At 70.6% G+C, this 11612-nt stretch carries 12 protein-coding genes; 7 read left to right on the top strand and 5 right to left on the bottom strand.

Annotated features, from left to right (window positions below; translation table 11 throughout):
* Window positions 1-88: 88 nt before the first annotated feature.
* The 5 genes from LNK82_RS30645 (at window position 89) to LNK82_RS30625 (ending at window position 4904) form a co-directional block, all read left to right on the top strand.
* Window positions 89-871 (top strand): toxin glutamine deamidase domain-containing protein, encoded by a 783-nt coding sequence (locus tag LNK82_RS30645; RefSeq protein WP_230570371.1) that lies wholly within the window; start codon window positions 89-91, stop codon window positions 869-871.
* Between the two features lie 635 nt (window positions 872-1506).
* Window positions 1507-1932 (top strand): succinate dehydrogenase, cytochrome b556 subunit, encoded by a 426-nt coding sequence (gene sdhC, locus LNK82_RS30640; RefSeq protein WP_230570370.1) that lies wholly within the window; start codon window positions 1507-1509, stop codon window positions 1930-1932.
* A gap of 2 nt (window positions 1933-1934) precedes the next feature.
* Window positions 1935-2345, top strand: coding sequence for a succinate dehydrogenase hydrophobic membrane anchor subunit (locus LNK82_RS30635; protein WP_230570369.1), 411 nt, complete (start codon window positions 1935-1937; stop codon window positions 2343-2345).
* 25 nt (window positions 2346-2370) lie between these two features.
* Window positions 2371-4122, top strand: coding sequence for a succinate dehydrogenase flavoprotein subunit (sdhA, locus tag LNK82_RS30630; RefSeq protein WP_230570368.1), 1752 nt, complete (start codon window positions 2371-2373; stop codon window positions 4120-4122).
* Window positions 4122-4904, top strand: coding sequence for a succinate dehydrogenase iron-sulfur subunit (locus LNK82_RS30625; RefSeq protein ID WP_230570367.1), 783 nt, complete (start codon window positions 4122-4124; stop codon window positions 4902-4904). Before sdhA ends, LNK82_RS30625 begins: the two co-directional genes overlap by 1 nt.
* Window positions 4905-5170: 266 nt before the next feature.
* Here LNK82_RS30625 and LNK82_RS30620 read toward each other — a convergent pair whose 3' ends face one another.
* On the bottom strand, window positions 5171-6463 hold the full coding sequence (locus LNK82_RS30620) for a D-alanyl-D-alanine carboxypeptidase family protein (protein ID WP_230570366.1): 1293 nt from the start codon (window positions 6461-6463) through the stop codon (window positions 5171-5173).
* A 60-nt stretch (window positions 6464-6523) separates the two neighbouring features.
* On the opposite strand from LNK82_RS30620, the gene LNK82_RS30615 reads away from it, so the two are divergent.
* Both LNK82_RS30615 and LNK82_RS30610 read left to right on the top strand, forming a co-directional pair.
* Entirely contained in the window at window positions 6524-6760 is a 237-nt protein-coding gene (locus LNK82_RS30615) for an SCO4848 family membrane protein (RefSeq protein WP_230570365.1), read from the top strand.
* Window positions 6761-6785: 25 nt separating this feature from the next.
* The gene (locus LNK82_RS30610; protein ID WP_230570364.1) at window positions 6786-7130 is read left to right on the top strand and encodes a hypothetical protein; all 345 of its coding nucleotides are present in this window, start codon (window positions 6786-6788) and stop codon (window positions 7128-7130) included.
* An 8-nt stretch (window positions 7131-7138) separates the two neighbouring features.
* Here the strand turns inward: LNK82_RS30610 and yhjD are convergent, their stop codons facing one another.
* The 4 genes from yhjD to LNK82_RS30590 form a co-directional block, all read right to left on the bottom strand.
* Window positions 7139-8149 carry an inner membrane protein YhjD gene (yhjD, locus tag LNK82_RS30605; protein WP_230570363.1) on the bottom strand — a complete coding sequence of 337 codons (1011 nt, stop codon included), beginning with the start codon at window positions 8147-8149 and terminating at the stop codon, window positions 7139-7141.
* 25 nt (window positions 8150-8174) lie between these two features.
* Window positions 8175-9173, bottom strand: coding sequence for a tryptophan--tRNA ligase (trpS, locus tag LNK82_RS30600; protein ID WP_230570362.1), 999 nt, complete (start codon window positions 9171-9173; stop codon window positions 8175-8177).
* A 93-nt stretch (window positions 9174-9266) separates the two neighbouring features.
* A complete protein-coding gene (locus tag LNK82_RS30595; RefSeq protein ID WP_230570361.1) occupies window positions 9267-9554 on the bottom strand; it encodes a hypothetical protein in 288 nt (95 codons plus the stop codon).
* A 161-nt stretch (window positions 9555-9715) separates the two neighbouring features.
* On the bottom strand, window positions 9716-11612 hold a 1897-nt coding region (locus tag LNK82_RS30590), incomplete at its 5' end, for a bifunctional FO biosynthesis protein CofGH (protein ID WP_230570360.1).

Genomic DNA, 11612 nt, shown 5'->3' with positions numbered 1-11612 from the left:
GCGGCGCCGCCGACGACCGGCTCCGTCCCGTAGCGTCGTCGGACGACCGACCAGAGCAGATGGAGACCTTCGACGCCGAGAGGTGCGCGTGACGCAAGCACGGGACACTGCCGACCAGTGGCTCGACCGGGTCTACGCCGGCGCGGTGAAGTCCAGCAGGCACCCACTCCTGGAGACGACGCGGGTCGCGGTCTTCGGCTGCCGGTTCCGCGAGAGCCACGACCCGATGCTGGCCGCCGCGATCGCCGTGCCGACGACCGGCGAGGCCCCGTACCCGCTGCCCAACGACCGCCCGTTCGACGACCTGGGCCTCGACGAGGACGGGACGGGCCGGCCCGCGCCGGTAGAGGCCGAGTGGACCAGGCGCGTCAACGCGCGCAACGGCGTCATCGCCCTGGACGCGACCGTCGACCACGCCCCGGCGTCCGCGCTGCCGTGGCGTCCCACCGACGAACAGCCGGGGTGGTGGGACCGGCTCCGCGCCGGGCACTTCCCGACGGCGGAGGTCGCGACCTGCGCGACGTGGCCCGAGGTGGTCGAGGCGGTGCGCGCCGGCGGACCGGACACCAGGGGCGTCATCTGGGTGCGGCGGGAACTGGTGGGCGTGGAGGTGACCGGCCACCTGCTCTACGCGCACAACGACAACGGCGAGGTGGCCGTGCTGGACGCCGTGCGGGGCTCCCTCGCCGACCTGGAGACGGCCACCGTCGGCAGCCTCGTCCTGGCCCGCTTCCACCGGCCGCGGCCGGCCGTGTCCGAACCGGACTTCCCCGCCGCCGTCCGCGCGGCCGAGCGGCGCCTCGCGGGGGCCTACGGCGACGAGGTGGTCCCGGTGGACCCGTCCCCGGAGAACGAACCGGCCAACGGCTGACGGTTCGCCCGCACGACCGTGCCGCGCAGTCCTCGGGTGACCACCGGGACCAGATGCCCGACGCGGCCCTCGTCGTGCCGAAGAACCCGGGCCGCGCCCCTTCGGGCTGCCCAACGCCGGCCCGTGGGAGTGGCTGTCCCGCTGGGACGCGGGCGAGGCGGACCAGCCGGCGCCCCCGCCGCCTGGTTCGCGGCCGCCGTCGCCCGCGTGGGCGACGTGACGGACACCACCACCCACACCCGGTGGAGTGATGTCCCGGCCGACTTCGCCACCCGCCCGGTCGCGCACGGCCGCCGTGCTCCGGGTCCCGCCGCCACGACCGCCGCGGCCGCGAGTCCGTGGGCCACCCGGTCAACGGGCGGAGGCCTCCGGCCGGCCGGAGGCGCCGCCGCGCTGACCAGCGGACGAGGTCCGCAGTGGACGGTGTCGGTCACCCTTCGGGGTGATCGGCGCCGCACAGCCGGACGCCCCGGCGTGTGAGGGGAACCGTCCGGTGACCACCCGGTGTCTCGTCGCTCACAGACGGGTCGGGCTGTTGGGTCGGGTGGCTCGAGCGGGTCTAGCATCCGGGGGTCAAGGTCCGAGTACGCACGTACCGGAGACCAGTCCACCACTGACGCTGGAGGCCGTTGCGCATGGCCGGCACCACCGCACCCGAGCGGGCGGGCACCTCTAAAGGGGGCGGAACGCTCTACCGCGGCGACCTGGGGATGTGGTCCTGGGTCGCCCACCGCATCACCGGTGTGTTGACGTTCTTCTTCCTGTTCGCGCACGTCCTGGACACCGCGCTGGTGCGGGTGTCACCGGACGCGTACGACAAGGTCATCGAGACCTACAAGAACCCGATCGTCAACCTGTTCGAGGTCGGCCTCGTCGGCGCGGTCCTCTACCACGCGCTCAACGGCATCCGCGTGATGCTCGTCGACTTCTGGGAGAAGGGCGCGCGCTACCAGAAGCAGATGCTGTGGGTGGTGCTCGGCATCTGGGTGCTGGTGATGATCCCCGGCACCTACTACATGATGGTCCGCACGGTCACCGACCTGCTCGGTGGGGGTCACTGATCATGAGCGAATCGACCCTGGCCAAGCCGCGCGCACCGCGCCGCCCCGCCGCCCGCCGCAGCAACTTCGAGCTGTACAGCTGGCTGTTCATGCGCATCTCGGGTGTCGCGCTGGTGGTGCTGGTGCTCGGGCACCTGTTCATCATGAACATCCTCGACGGGGGCGTGCACCGCATCAACTTCGGCTTCGTCGCCGGCCGCTGGGCCTCGCCGTTCTGGCAGATGTGGGACCTGGCCATGCTGTGGCTGGCCCAGATCCACGGCGGCAACGGCCTGCGCACCGTGATCAACGACTACGCCCGCAAGGACGCGACCCGGTTCTGGCTCAAGGTGCTGCTCTACGTCTCGATGGTGCTGATCATCGCCCTCGGCACGTACGTGATCTTCACCTTCGACCCGAACATCACCGACTGACCCGCTGCGGGGAGTGCTCAGAGCCATGCAGTTCCACAAGTACGACGTCGTCATCATCGGCGCGGGTGGCGCCGGGATGCGCGCGGCGATCGAGTCCGGCCAGCGCGCCCGCACGGCCGTGCTCACCAAGCTCTACCCCACGCGTTCCCACACGGGCGCCGCTCAGGGCGGCATGTGCGCCGCGCTGGCGAACGTCGAGGAGGACAACTGGGAGTGGCACACCTTCGACACGATCAAGGGCGGTGACTACCTGGTCGACCAGGACGCCGCCGAGATCATGGCGAAGGAGGCCATCGACGCGGTCCTCGACCTGGAGAAGATGGGCCTGCCGTTCAACCGCACGCCCGAGGGCAAGATCGACCAGCGGCGGTTCGGCGGCCACACCCGCAACCACGGCGAGGCGGCCGTGCGCCGGGCGTGCTACGCGGCCGACCGCACCGGCCACATGATCCTGCAGACGCTGTACCAGAACTGCGTCAAGCACGGCATCGAGTTCTTCAACGAGTTCTACGTGCTCGACATCTGCATGACCGAGACCGCCGACGGCCCGGTGTGCACCGGCGCGGTGGCCTACGAGCTCGCGACCGGCGAGATCCACGTGTTCCAGGCCAAGTCCGTGGTGTTCGCCACCGGCGGCTTCGGCAAGGTCTTCAAGACCACGTCCAACGCGCACACGCTGACCGGCGACGGCATGGGCATCGTGTTCCGCAAGGGCCTGCCGCTGGAGGACATGGAGTTCTACCAGTTCCACCCGACCGGTCTCGCGGGTCTCGGCATCCTGCTGACGGAGGGCGCCCGCGGTGAGGGCGCGATCCTCCGCAACGCGTCCGGCGAGCGGTTCATGGAGCGCTACGCCCCCACCATCAAGGACCTCGCGCCGCGCGACATCGTCGCCCGCTCGATGGCGCTGGAGGTGCTGGAGGGCCGCGGCGCGGGCCCGAACAAGGACTACGTCCTGCTCGACTGCACCCACCTGGGCGCGGAGGTGCTGGAGACCAAGCTCCCCGACATCACCGAGTTCGCCCGCACGTACCTCGCGGTCGACCCGGTGACGGAGCCGGTGCCGGTCTACCCGACCGCGCACTACGCGATGGGTGGCATCCCGACCAACGTGCACGGCGAGGTGTTGCGGGACAACGACAACGTCGTGCCCGGCCTCTACGCCGCCGGTGAGTGCGCGTGCGTGTCCGTCCACGGCGCGAACCGGCTCGGCACGAACTCGTTGCTGGACATCAACGTGTTCGGCCGCCGCGCGGGCATCGCCGCCGCCGAGTACGCGTTGGCGCACGACCACGTCGAGCTGCCCGCGGAGCCGGCCGCCGCCGTCGAGGCGCAGGTGGCGCTGGTGCTGTCCGAGCACGGCGAGGAGCGCGTGGCGGACATCCGCACCGAGCTGCAGGCCACCATGGACGCCAACGCGTCGGTGTACCGCACCGAGGACACGCTCAAGACGGCGCTGCACGACGTGCAGGCGTTGAAGGAGCGGTACCAGCGGATCACCGTGCAGGACAAGGGGAAGCGGTTCAACACCGACCTCCTGGAAGCCGTCGAGCTGGGCTTCCTCCTGGAGCTGGCCGAGGTTCTCGTCGTGGGCGCGCTGGCGCGCAAGGAGTCCCGCGGCGGTCACGCGCGCGAGGACTACCCGAACCGCGACGACACGAACTTCATGCGCCACAGCATGTACTACAAGCAGGGCGACGGCTTGGCGGCCGACATCCGGCTCGACTACAAGCCCGTGACGTTCACCCGGTACCAGCCGATGGAGCGCAAGTACTGATGACCGCTACCGCTGAAGTGTCCACCGGCTCGCGCGGGAACCAGCCCCCCGTGCCGGACGGCGCGATCACCGTCACCCTGAAGGTGCGCCGGTTCAACCCGGAGTTCGACGACGAGCCGCGCTGGGACTCGTTCGCGATCCCGGCCCTGCCGTCGGACCGCGTGCTGAACCTGCTGCACTACGTGAAGTGGTACCTCGACGGGACGCTGACGTTCCGCCGGTCGTGCGCGCACGGCATCTGCGGCTCGGACGCGATGCGCATCAACGGCGTGAACCGGCTGGCGTGCAAGGTGCTGCTGAAGGACCTGCTGGCGGGCGGCGGCAAGCCGACCACGATCACCATCGAGCCCATCAAGGGCCTGCCGGTGCACAAGGACCTGCTGGTCGACATGGAGCCGTTCTTCGAGGCGTTCAAGGCGGTCAAGCCGTACCTCATCACGTACGGCAACGAGCCGACGCGCGAGCGGGTCCAGTCCATCGCCGACCGCGAGCGGTTCGACGACACCACCAAGTGCATCCTGTGCGCGGCGTGCACCACGTCGTGCCCCGTGTACTGGACCGAGGGCTCCTACTTCGGCCCGGCCGCGATCGTGAACGCGCACCGGTTCATCTTCGACAGCCGTGACGAGGGCGCCGAGGAGCGCCTGGACATCCTGAACGACGTCGACGGCGTCTGGCGCTGCCGCACCACCTTCAACTGCACCGACGCGTGCCCCCGCGGCATCCAGGTCACCAAGGCCATCCAGGAAGTCAAGCGCGCCCTCCTCTTCAAGCGCACCTGACCAACCCCCTCCACCCCGGGCCCCCGAGCACCCTCGGGGGCCCTTTCACATCCCCGCGTGTCGAACCCTCAGGTCCCGCGTGTCGAACGCTCAACGCCCGCGTGTCGAACCTTCAGGACCCCCGAATTCAACGCTCAGGACAGGCGGGCCGGCACGGACTTCGGCCTGGTGCTGTCCTGAGCGTTGAACTCAGCGGTCCTGAGCGTTCGACACGGTGGTCCTGAGCGTTCGACACGCGGGACCTGGAGGTTCGACACGCGCGGGGATTAGGGGTGTTGTCGGGTGGCGGTGCGGGCGGCGCGGGCGGCTTTGGCGCGGCGGTTGCGCAGGTACATCAGCAGGCCCAGGAGCAGGCCCAGGCCGGCGACGGCGGTGATCGGGCCGCCCACGTTGCCGAACGCCGTCTGCATGGCGGAGGGCTGGGTGCCGTCCGGCGTGGAGTTGGCGACCTCGCCGACACCGGCGCTGGTCGGCGTCGGCCGGGGCTCGGTGGTCTTCTTCTTCGCCTGCGGCGCGCCCTCGACCAGCCTGCCGACCGGGTTGCCCGCCGCGGCGGGTTCCAGGGCGAAGCCGTAGTCGAGCAGGCGGGCGGCCTGGTCGGTCATCCGGACCGGCTGCTGCTGACCCCGCAGCAGCACGACCACGAGCCGCTTGCCGTTGCGCTCGGCCGCACCCACGTAGGTGTGCTGCGCGTCGTCGGTGAACCCTGACTTGCCGCCCAACGCACCCTGGTACGTGGTCAGCAGCCGGTTGTCGTTGACGATCGGCACGGTCCCGTTGCCGTTGGCCGCCGGGAAGTCGATCCGCTGCGTCATCACGGCCTTGACGAAGTCCGGGTACTTCATCGCCTCGCGGTAGATCAGCGCCACGTCGTAGGCCGACGTCGACGTGCCCGGCGCGTCCAGCCCGGACGGCGTCACGGCCCGCGTGTCCAACGCGCCCAGCTCGGCCGCCAGGGCGTTCATCTTCCGGATCGCCGACGGCACCCCGCCCAGCCGACGGGCCAGCGCGTGCGCCACGTCGTTGCCCGACGCCATGACCAGCGCCTGGAGCATCTGCTCGACGCTGTACTCGGCGCCGTTGCGCAGCCCGATGCAGGTGCACTCCTGAGCGAGGTCCTCCGGCGTCGCCGCCACCGTGGCGTCGGGCGCCAGCTCCTTGGCCACCACCATGGCCAGCAGCACCTTGATCACCGACGCGGGCCGCTGCCGGCCGTGCGGGTCGAGGGCCGCCAGCACGGCGCCGCTGTTCATGTCGGCGAGCAGCCAGCTCTTGGCCGTGATGCCGTCCGGGGGCACGGGCGCGTTCGGTGGCAGCACGAGGCCGCACTCACCGAGGCGCTGTCCCCCGATCGGGCTCTCCGGTACCTCGATCGGTGGTGGAGGCTTCTCGCCTGGCGCCACCTGTTCGGAGGTGTCGACCGGAGGGGGCGGTGACACCTTGTTCTCGCAGGCCGGCTGTGCGGCCGCGACCGGTGCGGCCACGAACGACGCGCCGGCCATCAGCGCACAAGCAGCCAGGACCAGGGCAACGGGCCGTCGGAACGCGGAGGAACGCACCCGCCCAGGCTATCCACCCCGGATGAGTGACCTGCACCCGCCACGTCCGATACTGCTCAGGTGAAGCTCTCCCGCGGCATGTCCGTCTTCCTGCTTGCCTTCGGGGTGTGGTCCTGGGTGATCTGGCCGACCTTCCTGCGCAACATCTGGAAGGACCCCCGTTCGTGGGACGGCGGCCCGACCACGTTCTTCACCGTCCACCTGCTGCTCGTTGTCGCGTCGCTCACATTCGGCACGGTCATCGGCGTGCTGGGCGTGCGCGGGCTGCGTGCGGCCGGAAGCGCCAAGAGCGAGTAAACCCACCACACCTGGAGGCTCCGCCGTGGAGTTCGTGCGCCTACTGCTGGTGTTCCTGCACCTGCTCGGCATGGGCATGCTGATCGCGATGTTCTTCGTCCAGCGCCGGTCCGGGGCCGACGCCCCGCTGAACAACGGCTGGCTGCACGGCAGCGCGTTGCAGCTGCTCACCGGCCTGGCGCTGATGGGCCTGGCCCCGGCCACCGACCAGGACTACAACGACATCAAGATCGGCGTGAAGCTGCTGGTCCTGGTCGTCATCGCGGCGCTGGTCGCGGTCAACCTGAAGAAGAAGCCCGCCGCCTGGCTCACGCCCGTGCTGGCCGGCCTGGTCGTGGTGAACGTCGGCATCGCCGTCTTCTGGACGTAGGCGGGACCTCAGCGCCGCCGGAACAACGCGCCCAGCAGCAGCCCCGCGCCGACCAGCCCGACGGCGGCGCGGGGGCTGGGCCCGGACCGCACCTCCACCACGGGCCGGATCACGGCGGGTGGCGGAGCCGCTGGCGGCTCCTTGACCGCGTTCTCCCGCGCCGTGGCCGTCCACGCGGTGATGAACAGCAGGAACTGGGCCACCAGGTTCGCGAACACCAGCACACCGATGACCGGCCCGAACGCCGCACCGGCCGGCGAGCTCGTGACGCTGCTCAGGTAGATCGTCGCGACCTGCTTGAGCGTCTCGAACCCGATCGCCGCCGCCGCCGCGCCCTTGACCGCGCTGCGCCAGCCGACGGGCTCGCGCGGCAGCTTGGCCAGCACCCAGAGGAACACGAGCCAGTTCGCGACCAGCGCCAGCGCGATCGTGCCGATCTTCAGCATCGCCTCGGCCCACCCGACGCCGTCCAGGCCGACCCACCGCAGCACCAGCTCGGCGAACCCGCTGCCCGCGGCCGTCAGGCCGAACGACACCACCAGCGCCAGCCCGAGGCTGATCAGCGCCAGGAAGTCCTTCGCGATCGTCTTCAGGAACGGCCGGTCGGCCTTCGCGTGGCCCCACTGCGCGGTCAGCGCGTCACGCAGGTTGCTCATCCAGCCGAGGCCGGAGTAGGCGGCGGCCAGCAGGCCGAGCACGCCGACCGTGCCCTTGGACTCGATGGCCTGCTCGACCACCTCGTTGATGGTGTTGCCGAGCGTGCCCGGCACCGCCTCCGCGATGGAGGCCTTCAGCTCGTCCAGCAGGCCCGGCTCCGAGGCGAGCGCGAAACCGGCCACGGCGAAGCCGATCATCAGCATGGGCACGAGCGACAGCACGCTGAAGTACGTCACCGCCGCCGCGTAGTGCGCCCCGTACTGCTCGCTGTACCGCTCGGCGGCCCGGAACAGGTGGTCGAGCCACGGCCGCTGACGGCGTACCCGGTCGAGCTTCGACTCGGCCCCAGCCTTTTCCGCCACACGGAAAAGCTAGTGCGTCAGGTGATCACACGCCACTCGACAGGAAGCCGATCCGGTCGTAGGCCCGCGCCAACGTCTTCGCGGCCACGCCGCGCGCCCGTTCCGCGCCGCGCGCGAGCACCTTGTCCAGCTCGGCGGTGTCGTCCAGGTACTCGGCCACCCGCGCCCGCACCGGCGTGACGAACTCGGTGAACACCTCGCCGAGGTCCTTCTTCAGGTCCCCGTAGCCCTTGCCGTCGTAGTCCGCGACCAGGGACTCGATCGAACGCCCGGTCAACGCGGAGTAGATCACCAGCAGGTTGCTCACGCCGGCCTTGTGCTCCGGGTCGTACACGATCTCGCGGCCGGTGTCCGTGACCGCCGACCTGATCTTCTTGGCCGACCGCTTCGGGTCCTCCAGCAGCTCCACCACGCCCGCCGGCACGGACTTCGACATCTTCGACGTCGGGTCCTGGAGGTCGTAGATCTTGGCCGTGTCCTTGACGATGTAGGGCTCGGGCAGCCGGAACGTCTTCCCATAGCGGGTGTTGAACCGCTGCGCCAGGTCGCGGGTCAGCTCCAGGTGCTGCCGCTGGTCCTCGCCGACCGGCACGTGGTGCGCCTGGTAGAGGAGGATGTCCGCGGCCTGGAGGATCGGGTACGTGAACAGGCCGACGCCGATGGCCGACTCCTGCCGCGCGGACTTGTCCTTGAACTGGGTCATCCGGCTGGCCTCGCCGAAACCGGTCAGGCACTGCAACACCCAGGCGAGCTGGGCGTGCTCGGGCACGTGCGACTGCACGAACAGCGCCGAGCGGTCCGGGTCGATGCCGAGCGCGAGCAGCTGCGCGGCCGACACGCGGGTGTTCTGGCGCAGCACCTTGGGGTCCTGCTCGACGGTGATCGCGTGCAGGTCGACGACGCAGTAGAACGCGTCGTGCGTCTCCTGCAGCGCCACCCACTGGCGGAGCGCGCCGAGGTAGTTGCCGAGGTGGAAGGAGCCCGCGGTCGGCTGGATGCCGGACAGCACGCGGGGGCGGCTCACCGGAGCCGGGTTCTCGACAGGCTGGCCCACGGCCTCGCCTGCGGCGTTCTCCGTAGAGTTTTCGACGGCCACGGGAGGATTCTCCCAGGCCGATCAGACCCCCGTGGTGGCGGGCCGCACCTCGGCCGGGTCGCCGCCGTCGACCACCGGGGTGGTGACGACGGGCTGGTTCGCCGCCGTGCGCACCACCGCGGTCCGGCGACGCCGGACCAGACCGGCCACCAGGCCGATCGCGCCGAACGCCACCGCGGCGATGCCGACCGGTGCATCGAGGGAGACGGGAGCCGCCACCGCGCCGTCGGCCGCCACCGCGACACCTTCGACGACCAGGGAAGACGCCGCGCCCAGGACCAGACCCAGGACCGCACCGCGACCTCGCACCGCCCAGCCTCCTCACCAACACCGTGCCACTCCACCGAGGAGTGAACCTTGTTGACGGACGGCCGCGAACCTACCGAAGCTGTGGGGCTGCGGTGTTCGGTTCAGGTAAACGCGACCGGCGGCAGACTAACCACAACCGCTCCCACCCCTCCCCGCAGGGGTTACCTCACGACGTCGACTCGGCCATATGTCGTAGTGCGCTGTCGGGCTGGGCGTCCGGCGAGTGCTGCGGTGGTGTGGAGTTGGGTGGCGGTGCGGGCGGAGCCGTGTTCGGAGCCGGCCATGCGGCTGATGGTTTCTTCCATGAGGGTGCCGCCGAGGTCGTTGGCGCCGCCTTGGAGGACTTCGGCGGTGCCCTCGTCGCCGAGTTTGACCCAGGAGCACTGGACGTTGTCGATGCGGCCGTGCAGGGCCAGGCGGGCGAAGGCGTGCACCGCCCGGTTGTCGCGTCGGGTGGGGCCGGGGCGGGCGACGCCGGCGAGGTAGATGGGGGCGTTGCGGTGCACGAACGGCAACCCCACGAACTCCGTCAGGCCGCCCGTGCGGTCCTGCAGGGCGGCGAGTGCCCGGAAGTGGCCGAGCCAGTGGCCGGGGTGGTCGACGTGGCCGTACATCATGGTGGAGGAGGACCGGAGGCCGACCTCGTGCGCGGTGGCGACGACGTCGAGCCAGGTGGCGGCGGGGAGTTTGCCCTTGGTCAGCACCCAGCGGACGTCGTCGTCGAGGATTTCGGCGGCGGTGCCGGGGATGGTGTCCAGGCCGGCGTCGCGCAGTTCGGTGAGCCATTCGCGGACGCTGACGCCGGCTTTGGCGGCGGCGGCGACGATCTCCATGGGGCTGAAGGCGTGCACGTGCATGCCGGGGACGCGGGTCTTGATCGCGCGGACGACGTCGGCGTAGTAGGTGACGGGCAGTTTCGGGTCGATCCCGCCCTGCATGCACACCTCCGTCGCGCCCGCGTCCCACGCCTCCTGCGCCCGATCCGCCACCTCGATGGTGGAGAGCCGGAAGGCGTCGGCGTCGCGCTCGCGTTGCGCGAAGGCGCAGAACCGGCACCCGACGTAACAGACGTTGGAGAAGTTGATGTTGCGGTTCACGACGTAGGTCACGTCGTCGCCCACGACCTCCGCCCGCAGTTCGTCGGCGAGGCGGGTCATGGTCTCCAACGCCGCGCCGTCGGCGGTGAGCAGTGCCATGGCGGCGTCGGTGTCGTCGAGGATCCCGGCCGGATTGTCCGCCGCCAGGCGCAGGGCGCGGGCGGTGTCCTCCGGTAGCCGCTCGATCGCCTTGGGCACGGTGAGCGAGGCCCAGTCGCCATACACGCTGTCGAAATCACTCCGGCGGTCCTCGGTGCGGCCCTCGGTGTCGATGGCGGTGTTGAGGTCCGCGCGGCCGTAGGTGTCCACGCCGCCGTCGGGTTCCTGCCACTCCCGACCCACCACCGGGGCATCGGGGTCGGCCAGGCCGTCCTCGCGGGACAGGGCGGAGACGTGGGCGGTGAGTCGGGTGTCGATCCACTGCCCCGCCGTCGCCGTGACGTAGCGGGGATAGACCGCGAGGCGTTCCTGGAGCTCGAACCCGGCCGCACGGGTGTGTTCGGCCAGGGTGTCGACGTGGGGCCAGGGGCGTTCGGGGTTCACGTGGTCCGGGGTCACCGGTGACACCCCACCCCAGTCGTCGATGCCCGCCCGCAGCATCAACGCGAACTCGTCGCCCACCAGATTCGGCGGGGCCTGCACGCTGGTGGAGGAGGGCATGACCAGGCGGGCCACGGCGATCGTGGCGGCCAGTTCGTGCAGGTCGGCGTCGGGCATGCCGCGCATCGCCGTGTCCGGCTTGGCCCGGAAGTTCTGGATGATCACTTCCTGGATGTGCCCGTACTGCCGCGCGATCCCCCGCATGGCCAGTAGGGATTCGGCGCGTTCGGTGACGGTCTCGCCGATGCCGATCAGGATGCCGGTGGTGAACGGCACGTTCACCCGACCCGCGTCCGTGAGCACGCGCAGCCGGACGGCGGGTTCCTTGTCGGGGCTGCCGTAGTGCGGGCCGCCCTTCACG

The organism is Saccharothrix luteola (genome assembly GCF_020859565.1).
Classification (GTDB): Bacteria; Actinomycetota; Actinomycetes; order Mycobacteriales; family Pseudonocardiaceae; genus Actinosynnema; species Actinosynnema luteola.
The sequence above is the reverse complement of the archived record's forward strand: the minus strand, read 5'-3'. Positions and strand labels throughout refer to the sequence as shown.

Excerpts from the sequence above, each read along its gene's own strand:
- sdhA (WP_230570368.1), top strand. The coding sequence starts at position 2,371 with ATGCAGTTCCACAAGTACGACGTCGTCATCATCGGCGCGGGTGGCGCC.
- sdhC (WP_230570370.1), top strand. The coding sequence starts at position 1,507 with ATGGCCGGCACCACCGCACCCGAGCGGGCGGGCACCTCTAAAGGGGGC.
- LNK82_RS30635 (WP_230570369.1), top strand. The coding sequence starts at position 1,935 with ATGAGCGAATCGACCCTGGCCAAGCCGCGCGCACCGCGCCGCCCCGCC.
- LNK82_RS30625 (WP_230570367.1), top strand. The coding sequence starts at position 4,122 with ATGACCGCTACCGCTGAAGTGTCCACCGGCTCGCGCGGGAACCAGCCC.